Source organism: Thermoanaerobacterium sp. RBIITD (assembly GCF_900205865.1).
In the GTDB taxonomy this organism is placed as follows: domain Bacteria; phylum Bacillota; class Thermoanaerobacteria; order Thermoanaerobacterales; family Thermoanaerobacteraceae; genus Thermoanaerobacterium.
On the sequence record NZ_LT906662.1, the window covers coordinates 165,988 to 185,079 of the forward strand.

The 19,092-nt window shown below is 32.6% G+C and carries 22 protein-coding genes and 1 riboswitch; of the genes, 7 read left to right on the plus strand and 15 right to left on the minus strand.

What is annotated here, in order from left to right:
- The first annotated feature begins 74 nt into the window (after positions 1–74).
- Positions 75–192: riboswitch (TPP riboswitch) on the plus strand.
- A gap of 61 nt (positions 193–253) precedes the next feature.
- The 5 genes from thiD to splB all read left to right on the plus strand — a co-directional run bounded on the left by thiD (position 254) and on the right by splB (position 4,787).
- On the plus strand, positions 254–1,063 hold the full coding sequence (gene thiD, locus CPG45_RS00820; RefSeq protein ID WP_096230194.1) for a bifunctional hydroxymethylpyrimidine kinase/phosphomethylpyrimidine kinase: 810 nt from the start codon (positions 254–256) through the stop codon (positions 1,061–1,063).
- On the plus strand, positions 1,053–2,234 hold the full coding sequence (gene cytX / locus CPG45_RS00825) for a putative hydroxymethylpyrimidine transporter CytX (protein ID WP_096230195.1): 1,182 nt from the start codon (positions 1,053–1,055) through the stop codon (positions 2,232–2,234). The genes thiD and cytX overlap by 11 nt, the downstream gene beginning before the upstream one ends.
- Complete coding sequence (gene thiM / locus CPG45_RS00830; RefSeq protein WP_096230196.1) at positions 2,227–3,027, plus strand: hydroxyethylthiazole kinase; 801 nt, start codon at positions 2,227–2,229, stop codon at positions 3,025–3,027. Before cytX ends, thiM begins: the two co-directional genes overlap by 8 nt.
- Before the next feature lie 2 nt (positions 3,028–3,029).
- Entirely contained in the window at positions 3,030–3,659 is a 630-nt protein-coding gene (gene thiE, locus CPG45_RS00835; RefSeq protein ID WP_096230197.1) for a thiamine phosphate synthase, read from the plus strand.
- 105 nt (positions 3,660–3,764) lie between these two features.
- On the plus strand, positions 3,765–4,787 hold the full coding sequence (gene splB, locus CPG45_RS00840; protein WP_096230198.1) for a spore photoproduct lyase: 1,023 nt from the start codon (positions 3,765–3,767) through the stop codon (positions 4,785–4,787).
- A gap of 132 nt (positions 4,788–4,919) precedes the next feature.
- Here the strand turns inward: splB and efeU are convergent, their stop codons facing one another.
- From efeU to CPG45_RS18060, 13 genes are all read right to left on the minus strand, one after another.
- Positions 4,920–5,738 carry an iron uptake transporter permease EfeU gene (gene efeU / locus CPG45_RS00845; protein ID WP_096230199.1) on the minus strand — a complete coding sequence of 273 codons (819 nt, stop codon included), beginning with the start codon at positions 5,736–5,738 and terminating at the stop codon, positions 4,920–4,922.
- A 269-nt stretch (positions 5,739–6,007) separates the two neighbouring features.
- On the minus strand, positions 6,008–6,277 hold the full coding sequence (locus tag CPG45_RS17235) for a hypothetical protein (protein ID WP_231968910.1): 270 nt from the start codon (positions 6,275–6,277) through the stop codon (positions 6,008–6,010).
- Positions 6,278–6,304: 27 nt separating this feature from the next.
- Positions 6,305–6,781 (minus strand): ABC transporter permease, encoded by a 477-nt coding sequence (locus CPG45_RS17240; protein WP_231968912.1) that lies wholly within the window; start codon positions 6,779–6,781, stop codon positions 6,305–6,307.
- 20 nt (positions 6,782–6,801) lie between these two features.
- A complete protein-coding gene (gene modA / locus CPG45_RS00855; protein WP_096230200.1) occupies positions 6,802–7,590 on the minus strand; it encodes a molybdate ABC transporter substrate-binding protein in 789 nt (262 codons plus the stop codon).
- A 113-nt stretch (positions 7,591–7,703) separates the two neighbouring features.
- Complete coding sequence (locus CPG45_RS17245; protein WP_231968913.1) at positions 7,704–7,841, minus strand: hypothetical protein; 138 nt, start codon at positions 7,839–7,841, stop codon at positions 7,704–7,706.
- 21 nt (positions 7,842–7,862) lie between these two features.
- The gene (locus tag CPG45_RS17250; protein WP_231968915.1) at positions 7,863–8,192 is read right to left on the minus strand and encodes a radical SAM protein; all 330 of its coding nucleotides are present in this window, start codon (positions 8,190–8,192) and stop codon (positions 7,863–7,865) included.
- 243 nt (positions 8,193–8,435) lie between these two features.
- Positions 8,436–8,840: a transposase gene (locus tag CPG45_RS18395; RefSeq protein ID WP_502695809.1), complete on the minus strand. Its 405-nt coding sequence runs from the start codon at positions 8,838–8,840 to the stop codon at positions 8,436–8,438.
- Positions 8,837–9,514, minus strand: a complete 678-nt coding sequence (locus CPG45_RS18400) for a transposase (RefSeq protein ID WP_502695796.1) — start codon at positions 9,512–9,514, stop codon at positions 8,837–8,839. Before CPG45_RS18400 ends, CPG45_RS18395 begins: the two co-directional genes overlap by 4 nt.
- A 113-nt stretch (positions 9,515–9,627) precedes the next feature.
- Positions 9,628–11,301 carry a HAMP domain-containing sensor histidine kinase gene (locus CPG45_RS00875; protein WP_096230201.1) on the minus strand — a complete coding sequence of 558 codons (1,674 nt, stop codon included), beginning with the start codon at positions 11,299–11,301 and terminating at the stop codon, positions 9,628–9,630.
- Positions 11,302–11,311: 10 nt separating this feature from the next.
- Positions 11,312–11,803: a hypothetical protein gene (locus tag CPG45_RS00880; protein WP_096230202.1), complete on the minus strand. Its 492-nt coding sequence runs from the start codon at positions 11,801–11,803 to the stop codon at positions 11,312–11,314.
- A gap of 109 nt (positions 11,804–11,912) precedes the next feature.
- Positions 11,913–13,058, minus strand: a complete 1,146-nt coding sequence (locus tag CPG45_RS00885) for an amidase domain-containing protein (RefSeq protein ID WP_096230203.1) — start codon at positions 13,056–13,058, stop codon at positions 11,913–11,915.
- Between the two features lie 126 nt (positions 13,059–13,184).
- Positions 13,185–13,865 carry a response regulator transcription factor gene (locus CPG45_RS00890; protein ID WP_096230204.1) on the minus strand — a complete coding sequence of 227 codons (681 nt, stop codon included), beginning with the start codon at positions 13,863–13,865 and terminating at the stop codon, positions 13,185–13,187.
- Positions 13,866–13,959: 94 nt separating this feature from the next.
- Positions 13,960–14,160: a putative holin-like toxin gene (locus tag CPG45_RS18060; RefSeq protein WP_096230205.1), complete on the minus strand. Its 201-nt coding sequence runs from the start codon at positions 14,158–14,160 to the stop codon at positions 13,960–13,962.
- Positions 14,161–14,559: 399 nt separating this feature from the next.
- On the opposite strand from CPG45_RS18060, the gene CPG45_RS00900 reads away from it, so the two are divergent.
- Complete coding sequence (locus CPG45_RS00900; protein WP_502695810.1) at positions 14,560–15,633, plus strand: amidase domain-containing protein; 1,074 nt, start codon at positions 14,560–14,562, stop codon at positions 15,631–15,633.
- Positions 15,634–15,761: 128 nt separating this feature from the next.
- Positions 15,762–17,474 (plus strand): IS1634 family transposase, encoded by a 1,713-nt coding sequence (locus tag CPG45_RS00905; RefSeq protein ID WP_096230207.1) that lies wholly within the window; start codon positions 15,762–15,764, stop codon positions 17,472–17,474.
- A 591-nt stretch (positions 17,475–18,065) separates the two neighbouring features.
- On the opposite strand, the gene CPG45_RS00910 is transcribed toward CPG45_RS00905, so the two are convergent.
- On the minus strand, positions 18,066–18,497 hold the full coding sequence (locus CPG45_RS00910) for a hypothetical protein (RefSeq protein ID WP_096230208.1): 432 nt from the start codon (positions 18,495–18,497) through the stop codon (positions 18,066–18,068).
- Between the two features lie 2 nt (positions 18,498–18,499).
- Positions 18,500–19,087, minus strand: coding sequence for a DUF2812 domain-containing protein (locus CPG45_RS00915; RefSeq protein ID WP_096230209.1), 588 nt, complete (start codon positions 19,085–19,087; stop codon positions 18,500–18,502).
- Between the last annotated feature and the right edge of the window lie 5 nt (positions 19,088–19,092).

The window sequence follows — 19,092 nt, forward strand, 5'->3', positions numbered from 1 at the left end:
TATAGATATAGCAAAAATTTAATCGAAGGCACTGTACAAACATAAAAATTATGCTATAATATTTTTATAATTTAATAACTTGTCTGGGGAGCTGGGGGAATTAGCCCGGCTGAGAGTTAGCAGCGAATCTCTGCTATGACCCATAACCTGATCTGGATAATGCCGGCGGAGGGAGTACAATGTAAATTAAGTGCGCTAATCCAGTGCACTTTTTTATTTTGCTTAGCCGGCAAAATTAAAGGAGGAATTCATTATGAAAAAGGTACTTACTATTGCAGGCTCTGACAGCATAGGTGGTGCAGGAATAGAAGCAGATTTAAAGACGTTTTGCGCCCTTGGCGTATACGGTATGTGCGTCATTACGGCAGTGACAGCGCAGAATACTGTTGGAGTTTTTGATGTGAGGGAGATGGATGCTGATATCATCAAAAAGCAGATAGACTGTGTCTTTGATGACACAGAGGTGGATGCCGTAAAGATCGGTATGGTGTCAAGTGAAGAGATTATTGATGCTATTGCGTCATCTCTCAGCAAGTGGAATCCTAAGAATGTTGTATTAGACCCTGTCATGATATCGAAAAGCGGATATTACCTTCTGAAAAAAGATGCCATAGACGCTTTAAAGACAAAGCTTTTGCCTATGGCAGACATAATAACGCCAAATATACCAGAAGCATGTGAACTCACCGGAATGAATATTGAGGGAATTGAAGACATGAAGGAGGCTGCAAAGAAAATCATCGACATGGGTGTAAAAGCTGTCGTCGTAAAAGGCGGTCATTCCGTAGAAAATGCTACTGATGTATTTTACGATGGAAATGAATTTTTAAGTTTGCCACAGGAGAGGATCGATACTAAAAATACACATGGGACAGGATGTACGTATTCTTCTGCTATTGCTTCATACCTTGGTAGAGGATTAAGCTTGAAAGATGCAATAATAAACGCTAAAAGTTATATAACGGAAGCTATAAAAAATTCTTTAGAGATAGGTAAAGGAGTAGGACCTGTAGGACATTTAGTAGATCTTTACAGGAAAGCAGGCATAGACTATGAATATTAAAAACTCGACGTTATTTTTGATATGGGCAGGTGCGGCTATATCGATTGCAGAAGTTTTCACTGGTTCTTATTTCGCACCATTAGGCTTAACTAAAGGGATTTTAAGCATCTTATTAGGTCACATAATCGGTACACTGTTTTTTGCGCTTGGAGGACTTATGTCTTATAAGGTTAAAGAGCCTGCAATAGAATCCACGAAAGGCGTTTTAGGCGACAGAGGCATGATCTTTATAGGATTTTTAAATGTGCTTCAATTGATTGGCTGGACGGCTGTTATGATAATACAATCTGCAAAAGCCTTCAATGGTGCTATTGGCATGTCTACTTCTTTAGGGATTTTTATAGTAGGTGTATCTGTTTTATTGTGGACCTTATTCTTTGACAATGAAGCTTACTGGATAAACAATATTGCTGTTGTACTTCTGTTTATCCTGACTATTTTTGTAGTTGCATTTTTAAAAGGTGGGAAAATAGCGTCAGTAACGGGAGACATGAGCTTCAGCGGTGCTGTAGAGCTTGCTGTTGCTATGCCTATATCATGGCTTCCATTGGTTGGAGATTACACAATGAACAGTAAAGATGGAAAGTCCAGCTTTATTTATACATTTGCAGGATATTTCATAGCAAGCTGCTTTATGTATTTTATAGGACTTTATGTGGCTTTGAAAACAGGTGGAAAGGATATAATTTCATATTTTGCATCAATAAAAACAGGGGTTGTGCCGCTTCTCATAATACTCCTATCTACGGTTACTACGACTTTTATGGATGTTTATTCTGCTGCTGTTTCGACGATTTCCATTGTCAAAGCACGATTAAAAAGAAAAAATCTTCTTGTGGTATATTCGATAGTAGGTTTGATTGCAGCGTACTTATTTCCAATGGACAATTACCAGAATTTTTTGTACGCCATAGGAAGCGTATTTATCCCGGCATATACGGTGGTATTTGAAGATTACTTCTTGATGAAAAGTAAAAGCGATAAACTTCTTAATGTACCTGCAGCTATTTCATTTATCGTTGGAGCTTTAACGTATAATTACCTTACATATTTCGGCGGATATCTTTCAAAGTGGTTTATTACGCCAACGATAGGTACGATTATTTTGACTGCGATAATATATCCAGTAATTAAATCTTTAAATAAGAGAGAGGAGAAGATTTATGATTGAAGAAGCAATAAAGGTTTTAGAAAGATTAAAGAAAGAAGTGCCGCTTGTCCACGCTATAACAAACTACGTTGTCATAAATGACAATGCCAATGCACTACTTAGTGTCGGGGCATCTCCTGCGATGGTGATGTCACCAGATGAAGCGTATGATTTTACAGCCATTTCAAATGCTTTGTATGTAAATATAGGCACTATAAATAATGAGACTAAAGAGACAATAATCAATTCTGTAATATCAGCAAAAGACCACAAAAAACCAGTCGTCCTAGATCCTGTAGGCTGTGCTGCCATAAAAAGCAGAGTTGACTTTGTAAATATGCTTTTGAAAATAGGAGAAATAAGCATTATAAAGGGAAACGGCGGAGAAATAAAGGCTCTATCAGGTGAAAGTGCAAATGTGAAAGGTGTAGACTCCCTTGATGACAGCGGAAATGTTGACTCTTGTGTAAAACTTGCAAAGTTAACAAATACGGTTGTTGTATCGACAGGAAAAGAAGATTATATAAGCGATGGCAGGAGAGTGGTAAAAGTAAATAACGGTACCAACTTATTTACAAAAATAACAGGTGCAGGGTGTACGTTAGGTGCAATAATGGCGGCTACATCAGCTTGCAGCGATGACAAAGTGATATCGTCATTGGCAGCTCTTCTTGTTATGAATATATCTGGTGAGTTGGCTGAGAAAGAGTGCAATACTCCCGGATCATTCAGGACAAAATTTATAGATTATCTATACATTCTAGACTCTGACATGATAAGAAAGTACGCTGATATTGAAGTATTGGAGGCGTAAACATGAAAGATTTTGATGTATCTCTTTATTTGGTTACTGACAGAAAGCTTTTGAAGGCTGGTATAGATTTTTACGATGCTGTAGAAGAGGCACTAAAAAACGGCGTTACTATGCTGCAGCTTAGGGAAAAGGATATTTCATCGAAGGAATTTTATGAGATTGCTGTAAGATTAAAAGATATTGCAGCAAAATACAGCATTCCTTTTATAATAAATGACAGGATTGATATAGCACTGTCTGTTGATGCAGACGGAGTTCATTTAGGTCAAGAAGATCTGCCATGCAGCATTGCAAGAAAGATCATGGGAGATGATAAGATAATCGGCATATCTGCTGGATGCGTAGATGAGGCGGTAAAAGCTGAAAAAGACGGTGCTGATTACATAGGAGCAGGTGCAGTATTCTATACAGGCACAAAGAAAGACATAGGTGAAGCAATAGGGCTTTTGAATTTAAAAAAAATAAAAGAGGCAGTAAATATACCTGTTGTTGCTATTGGAGGCATAAAATACAGCAATGCACCAGATGTAATGAGGACAGGCGTTGATGGAATATCAGTTGTATCAGAGATAATGGCATCAGACGATATAGGTTTTGCCACAAGGCGTTTAAAAGATGCTATATCAAAGTAGGTACGAAAAGCACATTCTTTTAGATAGGATGTGCTTTTTTGTATATACTATTTGAAATGCGCTAAGAATAAAAATAAACAAATTACTTTAAAAAGGAGTACGAAAATGTTTATTCCTAGGCGTATTATTTTTGAAAAGAATGCTATAGACTATGAAATAGGACACAATATATACAATTTTTTTAAAGACAAAAAAGAAGTTGAGATTATAGAAATGAAAGGAAATAGGATAAAAGGACATATACCAGGAGACAATTTGCGAGATTATTATAAAGAAGGGAAAAATACTTTGGTTGTGGGCATAAAGAAAAAACTGGATTTTCAATCGTGTAAGCCATCAGCTAATTATCAGCTACCTTTGCTGTCGGGTTGTGTAGGTCAATGTCAGTATTGTTATCTTAATACAAATTTAAGTGAGAGGCCATACATAAAGGTTAATGTAAACATAGATGACATATTTATGTGGGCTAACGACTATATTGAAGCAAGGAAACCTGAAAAGACAATTTTTGAAGGTTCGGCAACATCAGATCCCGTGCCAGTAGAACCATATACAAACATTCTAAAATCTGCGATAGAATTTTTCGGCAAAAGCCAAAATGGAAGATTTAGATTTGTCACGAAGTTTACAGATATAGAAACACTGCTTAATATTGAGCATAATGGACATACAGAAGTGAGATTTAGCTTAAATGCAGAGAAAGTGATAAACGAGTATGAAAAAAGGACTCCATCATTGGATAAAAGATTGGAAGCCAGCATAAAAATTATTGAATCAGGCTATCCTATGGGTTTTTTAATAGCACCTGTTTTTTTATACGATAATTGGCAAAAAGATTATAAAGAACTATTATTTAAAATAAAGGAAAGTATACCTGAAAAAACTGCATATCCAATAACATTTGAAATTATCTCGCACAGATACACAGCAAAAGCCAAAAGTGCCATATCAGAGATTTTTCCTGAAAATACGCTGCCTATGAATGATGAAGAAAGGGTTTGTAAATTCGGCCAATTTGGCTACAAAAAATTTATGTACAAAAATGATGAGATAAATAAAATGAAAGAGTTTTTTACAAAGGAAATAGAGTCAATATTCGCTGACAATGTCATTAAATATATAATATGAGTCTAAATATCAAATAAGTTTATAGTGGATTTTAAAAGGCTTCTACACGAAAAAGATTTTTAGTGTAGAAGCCTTTACTGCCTAAATGGCATAGTCAACCTACATGATTTAGCAGGTGGGGGTTGAATTTTTTTAATTATTGACTTCAATGTCTTTTGCTGTTGAGACAAAAAATAATTTTCCTATACCGACAATATAAACAATATATGATATTACTTCCAATAATGATGGGTTTCCATTATAGCCGAACATAGCTTTTAAAAAGCTTCCAAATGTTCCTTTTTCATTGATAATTCCGTTAATATCATATAAATGCTCTATAATTACCGGTAAAATATGTGCTTCCTGTAATTCATGAATGCTCTGCGCAAGTAACCCTGCAGATATGAATATCAACAGTCCTCCTGTAATCTTAAAGAACTTTTTAAGATCTAATTTAATGGATGTCTTAAAAATGAAATAAGCTAATATAACTGCAACCATAAGGCCTAAAGTTGCGCCGACAAACGATACTATAGCACTGCTTTGTGTCAGGCTTGCTTGCAAAAATAAAACAATCTCTACTCCTTCCCTGAACACAGAAATAAACGAAATAACGATAATACCCCATGAACTGTTGTTTTCGATGACCATGTCAATTTCTCTTGCTAAATTTCCTTTCAAGTCTTTACTTTGTTTTTGCATCCATAAAATCATTGAAGTAATTAATACTACAGCCAGTAGCATGACAATTCCTTCAAAAAGCTGTTCTGCCATGCCCTCAAATTCGACTGAAAAAATTTTAAATATGTATGCCAAAAGAATGCTTAATAAAAAAGCATATCCTACTCCATAATATACGTTCTTTTTTAAAGAGTTCTGCCCAATTTTAGACAGATATCCAAGTATAATACCTAAAATCAATGCTGCTTCTATACCTTCCCGTAAAGTTATTAAGAAACTACCTACCATATAATATAAATCCTCCTTTATTATTGATTTTGATTTTCATTATCATTTATATTATAAATTATCAACTATCACTTGTCAATAAATGGACAAAAATACCAGATATTTCGCAACTATTGCTATCAAAGGAGACTCAACAATATGGTACAAATGGAATCTTTTATAAATCAAACTACATAAAAATGTCGCCAACCATAATCAAATGATTGACGCCATTAAGAACTTTTTACTGTCTACTTGATAGGAAGTACATTAAGAAGCCGGGATATTTTTTAAAATCTGTCAACATCTTTTTTTATCATAAACCTGCAAAGGTAGATTATGATAAAAGAGCACATGACCATTATGACAGAAAGGCTTAAAGCGTAATTTAAGTCACTTTGCATTGCAGTGTATATGGCTAGCGGCATTGTTCTCGTTTTTCCCTCTAGATTACCGGCAAAGATTATAGTTGCTCCGAATTCGCCAATAGCTCTTGCCCATGTGCTTATAAGTCCAGTTATGAGAAATCTCTTTGTTATCGGTATGTATATGGCTGTCATCAGTTTAAAATCGTTGACACCGATTAATTATGATTCTTCCCATATTGTTCTATCGACAGACATAAATGAAGAATAAGCTACTTTGATGTAGTATGTGGATGATATGAAAATCTGCGCTAATATTACGGCTATCACTGTAAATGATATTTGTATGCCTATTGAACTCAAAAATTTTCCTATGATGCCTTCTCTACCAAATGCCATCAAAAGGGCAATTCCTGCAACTGCAGGTGGTAAAACTGCAGGTATGTCAACAAGGTATTCGGCAAATGTAGATATCTTTCCTTTTTTAAATGCAATATAGTATGCAAGAGGTGTTCCAAATAAAAATGTGATGACGACAGTTACACTGGATGATATGATACTAAGGAGTAGTGCATTGATTGCAGGACTAGATGTGATTTCAGCTACCATTATATTTAAAGGAGTTTTAATTATTAGCGAAATAAAAGGTATTAATAAGAAAAAAATTAAAATTGATATAGGCAAATAAATATACGCCATTTGAAACACCTCTTTAATAATTATTCTTTCATTATAAATCCATAATCCTTTAATATCTTTTTACCATCTCCATTTAATAAAAAATCAAGAAATTTCGAAGATAAAGTCTTGTATTTAGTATTTTTAACGATAGCAGCAGGATATGTTGCAATGACATTGTATTTATCAGGTATGTTAATAACTTTTATTTTTTCAGAAAATGGCTTTGCATCAGTTACATAAACAATGCCAGCGTCTGCTTCACCCATTGCAACCTTTTGTGCAACATCTGTAACAGTTACTTCTTTTGTGACGACATTATTAAGTGTTGCTTCCTTGAACCCTTTATAGTCAGCATCGATTTTTGACAGCATATCAAGTGCATATTTACCGGCAGGGACAGATTCATCTGCAAGAGCTAATTTCACTCCGGAGTTTTTTATATCCATAAAGCTATTTATACTGCTATCTTTATATGCGATTACAATAAGCTTGTTATATAATAATGTTTTAGGTGCCTCAACAAGATTTTCGCTGTAAAGTGGTGTCATGTTTCTTTCATCAGCAGAAATAAATATGTCAGCGTATGCTCCTTGTTCTATTTGCGTCCTCAATGTCTGGCTTCCAGCAGAATTTAAGATTATTTTTACACCTGGATTTAATTTTTCAAACTGCTTGACAACTGTATCCATAGAATCTTTTAAGCTTGCAGCAACAAAAACTGTCAAGGATTTATTGCTGCTTTCAATGGCATTTATATCGCATCCTGTTACCATTAAAATGATTAAAAAGATAGATAATATTAGCAAAATAATTTTTTGGTCTTTCATTGTTAATCACCACCAACGGAATTTATCAAATAATCTTTAAGCACATCTTCTATAAAGCCGGGGTTTACGTATGCTTTGATTTTCATATGTCATCACCTAAAAGTCCTGCCGCATCAGCTCTGCACTGTCTGCAGTGGTACATCTGGCTTATAATTTTTGAATTTTGAAGCCTCACTTTTTTCAAGTTCATTGCACTTGGGAGCTTTTAAATGTGAAAATTCAGCTTGTGGAATAAGCGGCATTATGTTCATGATTGGCAACACCAAGTTTCTTTATTTTTTTGCTATATCATCTATGTGCTTATCGTTTATGCCAGGTATCAAGACAGTATTGACCTTCACAAGTAAGCCGTTGTCACAAGCAGCTTCTATGCCTTCTAGCTGTTTTTCTATAAGCAATTTTGCTGCATCTATTCCTCTGTACGTATTATCTTTATAAATTGCATAATCGTATATTTCTTTACCTATGTTAGGATCTATAGCATTTATTGTCACTGTGATTGTACTTACACCGCAGTTTATTAGAAGAGGTAGCTTATCGCTTAAAAGCAGTCCATTTGTGCTTAAGCATTTGATCATATCTTTAAATTCTAAGGAAATCAATTTAAAAGTTAAAAATGTCTCATCGTTGTAAAGTGGATCATTGAGCCCAATGCCTTAAAAAAAGGGGCTGTTGCAAAACTACTTTAAAGTAGTTTGCAATACCCCATTTTAATGTAAAAAGGCTGTATAAAAATGAAAAAACAATCATGAAAATATATGTAATTCATCTGATTTTCTATGATTGTTGAGTTTTAGGCGCACTTAAATAAGCCTTGGGCTTTCTGTAATTTTTTTCTTCAAATCTCAGGCTATTTTTATTCCATGAAGGTGCTTTTCACATCTCTCATTCTGTATTTTTGCATGCAGTTTGTTTACATCGTAGGAAAAACATAACAGCATAAACTCCGTTTTTACACTGTTTTTCCCACGTGTTAAAAATCTATTAAATTGGTAATCATTTTTTAGAACTCCAAAAGCACCTTCTACCTGTATTGAACGATTAACTCTCAGGAGAATTCCCTCCTCAGATGTGATATTCTCATAAGATATTTGTCGCTTCTCTACAAATGTTTTTGATACATGCATCTTTCGGTTGCCTCGTGCTTTTGTACATTTTGATTTATATGGACAATTGTTGCAGTCTTCACATTCGTATACAGTAATTTCTGAACGGTAACCACTTGCTGAAGTCCTATAGATGATTCCTATTGGTCAAATTCTATCTGCTCTTCTTCTTTTTTCTTTTTAAGATAGTCAATTATCTTTTTTATGTCATCCAATAAAGTTTCTTTAGTAACAGTAAAATTAGTCATATACGTAAGATTAATTGATTCTATGCAAGATTGTATTTTTGTAAACATCTTTGCCTGATTTTTATTAATAGCCTTTTTCCATACAAATGTATAGCGGTTAGCATTGGCTTCAATCTTTGTACCGTCTACAAAGAGATGCTCAAACTTTACTTCACCTATTTCATGGAGATGCTGTACCAACTGATAAAACAAATCTTCCATCGCATCGGCGAGATATTCCTTGCGGAATCTGGCAATAGTAGAGTGGTCAGGTGCTTTGCTTCCTTCAAGCAACCACATAAAATTAATATCCCTTTTGCATGCACTTTCTATCTTTCTGCTGGAATAAATATTATTCATGTAAGCATAAGTTAATACCTTAAACAGGATTTTTGGCTCTACTGCAGGTTTTCTTCCAGTGAAAGAATATGCCTTGTACAACTTTTCGTAATTCAATCCCTCCAATATTTGGCTAAGCAGGCGAACCGAATCATCCTCTGGTATTAACATTTCACAATTTAATGGAAGAACTAATTGATAACATCCATTAAATTGTGTATAATTCTTATTGTATAATTTACTTTTTTGCATAACTTAATTATACAGTAATTGCAGGTTCTTTGGAACCTGCAATTACTTTTTTGCGTATAAAAAGAGACTGATGCACTATGACCTATTCAGTCAGTTGTGCAACAGCCCCTTTTTCACGAATTTTGAGGCAATACCATTCTAAAAGTACTGCCGCTATTTATTGTGCTCACAACTTCAATTTTCCCACCGTGCTTTTCTATAATCTCTTTTACAATCGTCAAGCCAAGTCCATTTCCACCTATAGATAAAGCATTTTTTGCTCTGTAAAATCTATCAAATATATGGCATATTTCATTTTCCGGAATTCCTATACCATGGTCTTTAATCTCAATTACAATATCTTGGTTGCAATTTTTGTATAATAATACATCTATTTGTTGATGCGGTTTTGAATATTTAATTGCATTATCAAGAATATTAATTATTGCCTGAGAAACCTTATCTTCATCTACAATCACGTTTATCCCATTTTGAACTTTTATCTTTATTGATATATCAAATTTTGAAGCTTTTAGATTTATGTTTTCGCATATCTTTAATAACATATGGCTTAAATTCACAGTTTTCTTTTGAAGTTTCAATTCATATGATTGAAGCCTTGATAATTCAAGGATTTCTAAAACAAGCTTTTTTAATTTATTTGCTTCACTTTCAAGATAATTTAAAACATTCTGATCATATTTTTTACCATCTTTTAATATCTGTATAAAACCTATAATAGTAGTTATAGGTGTTTTTAATTCGTGAGAAATATTTGAAACAAATTTCTTTTGTTTTTCTATTAATTCCTTATCTAAAGTTACATCTTTTATAACAATTATACAATATCCATCACACAAAAAACTTTCAATATTTAATATTTTACCATTTACTTGTAATTCTTCGATAATTCTTTTATCTTTATATGTCTTATCTACAATATCAAAAATATAATTTTGAATATTTTCTCCAATTAATTCATCTACTTTTTGATTTTTGAATACAATACTATCCCTCTTCTCGTTGAAAGCAATAACACCCTCACTAAGTCCAGATAAAACACTATTTAGTTTATTTTTTTCAATAGCTATATCTCTAATTTGTTTTGATATTATTTCCGCCATTTGATTAAATGTCCTCGTAAGATTTCCAATTTCATCTTTTGTTATAATCGGTATTATTTCGAAATTTCCATCCGAAAAATTTTTTGCTGCATTGTCAAGTCGTTTTATAGGTTTTGTTATAATACGTGAAATATAAAAACTAACTAAAAAAATAATTATAACAGATACCAATCCAAATACTTCAAAAATCATTTTAATGAAATTTATATTCATTAATTCATTTTTAAGTGGATATATATACTCAACTGCTCCAATAATTTCATTCCCAAATTTTATTGGTAACGCTAAATATAATACATTTCTATCGACTTTATATACTTTACTTCCATTTAAAGCATTTTCAACAACTACATCTATCTTATTATTTTTACTTCTGTTATTTAGATTGTCGAGATCATTTTCTAAATGGCTAATTAAAGTTTTATTGTCATATAGCTTTACAAAAATATTATTTCCACTTAAATTCAAAGCAATGTTATCAGCATATTCCCTAAGCAATATTTCAGGATCAGTTATATTATCTTCTGCCAGGTATATTTCTCTATTTAAACTATCAATTAGATTATTAACTGTATTTTTAACAATGTAATTAGTTATTATGTTAAACATAAAATAACCTATTAATATGATTGTAACAGTAAATGCACTTATATAACATATTAATATTTTTGTCCTAATTTTCATTATTTATCACCTATGGTCCCGTTCCAATTGATGCAATTTTCCATCCACCATCTTCAAACTTTAATGTGATAAATAATATCCTTTCTCCAGAAATTGCTACGGATTTTAAATCTTCAGGCACATTTTCATATTGAAGATCGATTTTTACTTTGTATTCTTGCGTTCCTTTTTCTTGAGGCATATCTTTTAAAAACTCTATTTCTTTTATATCTGCACTTTTTATATACTTTGTATCATCTTTTACATTTTGTTCTTTCAATAAATTTCTCATCTGTTCTGTATACAAATTTACATATTCATTAGGCTTCTTTTCTACAACAAGTTTATAAAATTCATAAATGACTTTAGTTGCATTTTCGTCTTCAACCGTCATATTTATAGAAGCATCTTTATCTGTTTTAATTTGCTTGATATTTCCATTATCTATTTTGTTACATGCAGTTAAAACAATTATACATATAAAACAAATAAATAGAATTGATAATAGTTTTATAGGTTTCACATCAACACCCCAATCAAATTAATTTTTAATATAGACGAGATTTATATTAATATTAACATTAAATCTCGTCTATATTCCAACTCTAATAAATTTAAGTTTAATTACTTTATCATTGATTTTGCGGAACTGTTACAGATGCATTGACTCCAACTAACCAAAAAGTAGTATTAGATGAATACAAGCTCCAAGGATAATGCCATCTATTACTTGTATGAGCATCAACTAATGGATTTCCTGCAGAATCAAAGCCAACAACGATAGCCACATGATCTTTTGTAGTTCCAGATGTAGACCATCTATAAAACACTAAGTCTCCAACTTTCATTTGTTTAGCATAACTACTCAAATAAGAAGTAGATGTACTATATGCTCTTAGCCATCCTCTATTATTAACAATATAATTATATAATGAATTTGCATTTATCCAAGCTAATGAGTATGGATACCATGTCCCATCTGTTGGAAGATTTCCAGCACTACTATCCCCCATACATTGTGAAACGAAATTAGCACAATCATTATTAGTATAATAATTATAATTAGGATTGTGTATTGTACCTCTGCTACCACTATTATCTGTCCATTTATCTGCATATGCTGCAGCTGCAGCTGTCTGGTAATATACTGTTTTATAGCTGTCTGGTATTATAGAATTTTGATTCATTAAAGCATTACTGTCAGTATTATTATCATTATTATCTATATTATAATCAAATACTTTCATATTTACGTGGTCTTCAGATAAATCTGGTCTTAGTGAATCGTAAAAATTGTCCTTTATAATTTTATATATACCATTTTTATTTTCTAAAACTAAATCATGTGCCTCACTAAATTTGAAAGTATTAGGTATTCCAGCGCCTTTTCCACTTAAATATTCATATGTAACAGTAGTTATTGTATATAAATTAGCAAATATCTTTCCATTATCATACTTCATATTGCCAATATTTATATTAACTGAAATATTTGTAAACTTAACATTATTATTTTTAGCCCATTCTGCATATATACTGTGCCGACTAGCTATATAATTTGCAAGATTAGAATTCGAATCAGCAAAGAAGTCATACATTTTCTTCTGAGTTGCCTCATCTACAAGAGAATTGTTTAAAGCATTTACGTATTCCTTAATCTGAGTATTTGCGTTAAGAATATAATTTGCACTAGTTAAATTGCTAGCCCTTGCTGATGATGTCATTAACAAAAAATTGAATATAATCAGCATGGTAACAAACAAAGATGTCTTCCTCATACTAACACCTCCATATATTTTTTAATATATATTTTATATACTACATTATAAAAGCCAATTATTTCATTTTTGTAACATTCCGATTTCAATCTTGCTACAGTTTTATAAATTTTTTTGAATTTGTTTTTATTCTATAGCAAATTTATACCCAAAGCCAAAAACAGTTTGAATATATGTTGGTCTTTGTGTATCATCCTCAATCTTTTTTCTTAGTCTTAATATGTGTATATCAACAGTTCTGGTATCGCCATAATAGTCATATCCCCATACTTTATCAAGAAGCTCATCTCTTGTTAAAACACTTCCCTTTGCTTCTATCAACACTTTCAGGAGGTCAAATTCTTTTGGTGTAAGATTTACAATTTTCCCTTTCTTTTTCACAATTTTCTGATCAAAATTGACCGTTAATTCTCCAAAAGAATAAATATTTTTATTTACCTTTACTTCTTCCATTCTTCTCAACAAAGCTTTTACTCTAGCAATAAGCTCACGAGTATCAAATGGTTTTGTTATATAATCATCCGCACCAAATTCCAAACCAAGTACTTTATCAATAATGTCGTTTTTGGCTGTAAGCATTATTATAGGAATTTTATACATAGGGGAAATTTTTTTTAAAATATCGAATCCGCTTTCATCAGGCAACATGACATCTAATATTATTAAATCTGGTATCTGATTTTTTAATACTTCAATGACCTCTTTTCCATTTTCTACACATATTACTTCATATTTTTCTTTTTCTAAAAGTATTTTAAGCATATTTAATATAGATTTTTCATCATCACAAACCAAAATTTTAGCCATATAACCACTCCAATTTTCTGCGTATAAGCTTTTACAATAAATTAAATTTATTTTTAGACGTGTCTACCTTTACAGCTTATGTGTTATAATATAATTAAGAATAACAATCGAACTGCAAAAGTACGATTGCCACAGAGGGGTTTTGGTCAAGCAGGTGACTATTTTTTCTATTTTTGCTATACCTTGTCATGTTAACAACTAAGAAGATTAGTGATATGATAAACATACCGAAAGCTATCATAATCTGGATTGTTTGATATGTACCTATATCACACCACATCCTTTCTTTAGACATAAGAAGGCGGCAACCACATCCTGTTTCTGATTACCTTATGTATTATTATACCACTTAAGCCAATTGTAAGCATACTATTTTTATATAAATCCCCTTTTCCGTAACATAAGTAATAAAATATTTTCTCTTTAAAGATTGGCTTGAAATGTATATCCTGCCCTCTATAAGAATAATCTGAAAAAAACAAATCACAGTATGCACTCAGGTGGTGATGTATTATGTAAATTTTTAAAACTTATTTTTCTATCATATCATGTATTTTTGACTCTCCAATTATACAATTATATATAATTCAAGAATAATAATTGCATAGTATTATTTATTTTATTAAGACATATTATTTATTATGAATGTTTAGACAGGGAGGGATATTTATTGCCACTAAACAAATATTACAAGATAGCAATTCCCTTGCTAATATTAGTATTAATAAGCATTTGGGGAATATTATTTTTCAATAAAACATTATCTACAGTAGCAGATAACAAAGAGGAAATAAAGCCTTTTTTAGATGCGTTTTTTGAATCCCGCGGCAATGTACTTCTAAGTGGAAACATTAAAGATATAGAGAAATACTACGATACAGCAAATACATATGGAAAATGGGCATTAGAACATGAGATGAGGCGAATTAATTATGTAAAAGGTTGGTCAGAAAAAAGAAATCTAAAATTCACTGAAGCTCAATCAATATACAGAATTAAAAGCATAAAAGTAGGTGAACAATCTATATGGCTGTATTTGGTGGAAACGATGAAAATGGGATATGAATATAATGTAAAGCCTAGCATAATTAACTACATGGGACTAGGTATCCGCCATTCAATACAACTGGTAAAAATTGATGGCAAATGGGTCATTCGCCGCGATTGGTATTACGATCCTCTAGATGAATATTCCGCATTCATAGATATCAGCCCAGCCGACGGTATCGCCCCGGAGATATCGCCTGCAAATTCAACTCCGGCAGGTGAAAGCCAAAATAAGAAAAAAGGAAATTACGATCGCGAAGGTGCTGTAAGATACGCTGATACATATGCCGGTGCTGCTTGGGGCAGCGGAAACAATTATGAATACAATAAAAAGTACAGAGATTACAATGGTGTCGGCGGTGACTGCACAAATTTTGCTTCACAAGTGCTGCATGAGGGCGGCGGACTTAAAATGGATTACGTGTGGAATTTCAACGGTCGTGATTCAAGCACAGCATGGGCACAAGCTCCCGCATTATTCAACTATCTTATATACAATGGGAAAGGAAGGCTTATTGCACAAGGCACATACACTAATATGGTAAAGCCATCTGATACACATCCAGCCGGTGCAATACGAGAACTGCAAAAAGGCGATCTCATCTGCTATGAGGAAAAAGGAGAAATTGTGCATTTTGGAGTCGTAACATGCTTTGATTCTTATGGAATTCCTGTTGTAAACACACACCCTAGTTTTGCAGCAAATTTTTATGTAACGTAACCCGAAACCATTAATTTTACTGATGATTTCGGGTAAATTTATTTTAAAATTTTGTCATATTTTGGTTGCGGATTATTATGGATTATGGTATAATATAGTCATATTGAATTTTATTGGGGGAGTTTAAGGTGTATTTAAAGAAAAGTAAGCATAGTTCTGGAAGAATTTATCTTTCTATTGCAGATGGTTATCGTGATAAAGAAAGAGGACATACTAGGACCGTTACAATTAAATCTCTTGGATATCTTGATGAACTTCAAAAACAATACGATGACCCCATTGCATTTTTTGAACAGCAGGTTAAAGAATTGAACAAACAAAAGGCTATGAAAAAGGCTCCAATTACGCTTAGTTTTTTCCCAGATGAAAAACTTTTAGCTAATACGGATAACCGTAAAAACTTTGGCTATGCTGCTTTTAGTAAAGTTTATCATGAGATTGAAATAGATAAATTTTTAAGAAACAGACAACGTCACTCAAAAGAAGAATTTGATGCTAATGCCATTATGAAGCTTCTGGTATTCTCACGCTTGCTTTATCCTGCTTCAAAGAAAAAGACTTATGAAAATAAAGATATATTCTTTGAGAAATTTGATTTTTCTTTGGATGATGTTTATAGATGTCTTACTTTTTTCAACAAGCATAGTGATGCTTTACAACTTTGGATTCATGAGCGCGTTAAGTCCCTGTATGACCGTAATACAGATTTGGTTTACTATGATGTTACTAACTATTATTTTGAAATTGATGAGCAGGATGAATTGCGTAAAAAAGGAGTTTCTAAAGAACACAGACCGGATCCGATTGTGCAGATGGGATTATTTATGGATACCAATGGCATCCCCATTACATATAAACTTTTTCCAGGGAATGCTCCAGACAAAACTACACTTATGCCTATGCTAAGAAGGATACAACATGATTATTCTTTGGGAAGAATTATTGTTGTTGCTGATAAAGGTATTATTACTGGTGATAATATCTGGTATACTTTATCTACTGGTAATGGATATGTATTCAGCTACTCTGTTCGCTGTGCAGATAAGGAATTTAAAAAATATGTTCTTGATGAAAATGGATATACTTACAAAGGAAACAACTTCAAAATAAAATCCAGACTTTATCCAAGAGAAATATTAGTAACTACCACTAAAGGGAGAAAGATGAAAAAGATAGTTGATGAGAAGCAGGTTGTTTTCTATAGTGAAGAATATGCTTTAAAGGCAAAATATGAGAGAGCTTCTGCAATAGAAAAAGCTAAAGATTTGATTAAAAATCCGGCAAAATACAATAAATCAACATCTTATGGTGCTGCTAAATATGTAAAAAATCTTATTTTTGATGAGGAAACTGGTGAAATATTGGAAAGTGCTCGTCAGCATCTAGCATTTGATGAGGAAAAACTAAAAGAAGAAGAGAAGTTTGATGGATATTATGCAATAGTTACCAGTGAATACAAGGAATCTGATGATAAAGTTATTGAAATGTATCGTGGTTTATGGAAAATAGAAGAAGCTTTCAAAGTAACTAAAAGCGATATTGAAAGCAGGCCGGTGTATTTATCGTTGAAGGAGCATATTGACGCTCATTTTCTGATATGCTTTATAGCACTTGTAATCGTAAGAATACTTGAATACAGGCTGAAGGGCAAATATTCCGCTTCAGCTATACTTGAAAGTCTAGCTAAAGCATCCTGCAGTTACATTCAGGAGAACTATTATCTTTTTGATTTTAATAATGATGTTCTCGAAGATATAGGTAAAGAACTAGATATTGATTTTGGGCGGAAATATATGCGCTTAGGAGAAATTAAAAAAATTTTAGGGGAAGTAAAAAAATGACATTTTCCGCTACAACTTATTGACAAAAACAAAAAGCCCAGAAGCCTTTATTTTAAAGGACTTATGGGCATTTTTTATCCTTTTTTACTGCAAAAGTCAGGTTATTTTACGATAAATAACTTAAATTTTCAACAAAGTATTATTCTATATCATTTTACATCTTACATCATAACTTTTTAAAAAAATTAATTTAACACACATAAGACAAAATACGTACATGAGGAAATTGCACAATTAAACTTTAATTTTTGAAGCTAAAAAAGGCAATAGCAAAGCTAAGCATATCAATGCCTGTGGATAACTTATGAACTTTGAAAATTTAATAAGCTACCTTTGGTAATGATACATTAACATTAACGGCAATAGTACCTGCAACAAGTGTAATACAATTTAATAAAGCAAAGGTTTTAGCTTTCTTAATACCTGCTGAGCGCAGATTGTCAGTATTTAGACAGTCTTTTAACCGGCTGTTACATTTTGCTAGCATAACTTGTGAAAAAGCACAACGTAGAAAGCAGCTATACATAATTATTTGATAATTATTTGCCACTACGTATCTGGCATTAATTCAGCAAGTTATGTTACCAATAATTAGGGATTGGTAGATTTGGCATTATGCTTTTCTATCGAAAAACTACCCCGATGCCCTTCTGCAATTACAGTTGCCCTTACAGTACCAGTTGCGGTAACACTATATGAAGACGTTTGTATATTTTCTTTGTGAAAATACGTTGTTCCATCTGCACCTTTTATTAGCAAACTGATATTTCCTGCATCAGTTTTAACATTTATATCTAAGTAGCATTCCTCATCTCCTAAGTGCAAAATTTTGCTTAGATTTCCAGTGAGCATATAGTAGTGGGCACCCCAGTTGCTTTCACCCTTGTTCTCAAAAAAGAGAACTTTCACATATGAACCAAATGAAGCAAGTCCGGTAAATTGCATAATCGCCGCAAGAGCAATAACAGCAACTAATGTAATAATAAGCTTTTTGCCATTAAATGATTTATTTTTGTTTTGCATAGTCACCACTCCCTTATCTTAGCATTGTGTCTGATTTTAATAATTTCAGATTGATACGCGGTGATTGGAATAAGGACGAGCAACCCGCCAATGCCCCAAACGATGGAACGTTGCACACAACCCAAAATTACAAACAATAAAAGAAACCAAAGCCAAGCGTTTCTCAAAGATTTGCAGTATTTCAACTTATCCTCATAGGAAGTATGCAATTCAAATTCCCTACCATCGTTTTTTTTCTCAACAATAAGCAATTCACGGTCAAACGTTGTTGAATTTGTTGCTATGCGCCCACCTTTTTCAGCCCATGGGCGATAACGTAATTTCCCAATTGAATAATTCAAATTGATGTTTTTGAAAAACACTTTATAACCCAAATCCTCTAAGAAATTGCAATAATCTGTTACGTCCTCTTTTGATTTATGACCTATGAACTCAATCCGATATTCAAATTGTCCCGGCGCGCATTCTTCGAATTCATAAAGTAGTTTACCAGTGCGGACTAAGCGATAACCTTTTTTCGCCATTTTGTTCAGCCAATTTTCCTGCGCTGATAATAAACCATCATAAAAGCGATAATACTTTTTACTCATAAAGT

Bases quoted from the DNA above. Each gene is read 5' to 3' on its own strand.
- thiD (WP_096230194.1), top strand. From the start codon at position 254: ATGAAAAAGGTACTTACTATTGCAGGCTCTGACAGCATAGGTGGTGCA.
- cytX (WP_096230195.1), top strand. From the start codon at position 1,053: ATGAATATTAAAAACTCGACGTTATTTTTGATATGGGCAGGTGCGGCT.
- thiM (WP_096230196.1), top strand. From the start codon at position 2,227: ATGATTGAAGAAGCAATAAAGGTTTTAGAAAGATTAAAGAAAGAAGTG.
- thiE (WP_096230197.1), top strand. From the start codon at position 3,030: ATGAAAGATTTTGATGTATCTCTTTATTTGGTTACTGACAGAAAGCTT.
- splB (WP_096230198.1), top strand. From the start codon at position 3,765: ATGTTTATTCCTAGGCGTATTATTTTTGAAAAGAATGCTATAGACTAT.
- efeU (WP_096230199.1), bottom strand. From the start codon at position 5,738: ATGGTAGGTAGTTTCTTAATAACTTTACGGGAAGGTATAGAAGCAGCA.
- CPG45_RS17235 (WP_231968910.1), bottom strand. From the start codon at position 6,277: ATGACAGCCATATACATACCGATAACAAAGAGATTTCTCATAACTGGA.
- CPG45_RS17240 (WP_231968912.1), bottom strand. From the start codon at position 6,781: ATGGCGTATATTTATTTGCCTATATCAATTTTAATTTTTTTCTTATTA.
- modA (WP_096230200.1), bottom strand. From the start codon at position 7,590: ATGAAAGACCAAAAAATTATTTTGCTAATATTATCTATCTTTTTAATC.
- CPG45_RS17245 (WP_231968913.1), bottom strand. From the start codon at position 7,841: ATGAACATAATGCCGCTTATTCCACAAGCTGAATTTTCACATTTAAAA.
- CPG45_RS18400 (WP_502695796.1), bottom strand. From the start codon at position 9,514: ATGCAAAAAAGTAAATTATACAATAAGAATTATACACAATTTAATGGA.
- CPG45_RS00875 (WP_096230201.1), bottom strand. From the start codon at position 11,301: ATGAAAATTAGGACAAAAATATTAATATGTTATATAAGTGCATTTACT.
- CPG45_RS00885 (WP_096230203.1), bottom strand. From the start codon at position 13,058: ATGAGGAAGACATCTTTGTTTGTTACCATGCTGATTATATTCAATTTT.
- CPG45_RS00890 (WP_096230204.1), bottom strand. From the start codon at position 13,865: ATGGCTAAAATTTTGGTTTGTGATGATGAAAAATCTATATTAAATATG.
- CPG45_RS18060 (WP_096230205.1), bottom strand. From the start codon at position 14,160: ATGTCTAAAGAAAGGATGTGGTGTGATATAGGTACATATCAAACAATC.
- CPG45_RS00910 (WP_096230208.1), bottom strand. From the start codon at position 18,497: ATGCAAAACAAAAATAAATCATTTAATGGCAAAAAGCTTATTATTACA.
- CPG45_RS00915 (WP_096230209.1), bottom strand. From the start codon at position 19,087: ATGAGTAAAAAGTATTATCGCTTTTATGATGGTTTATTATCAGCGCAG.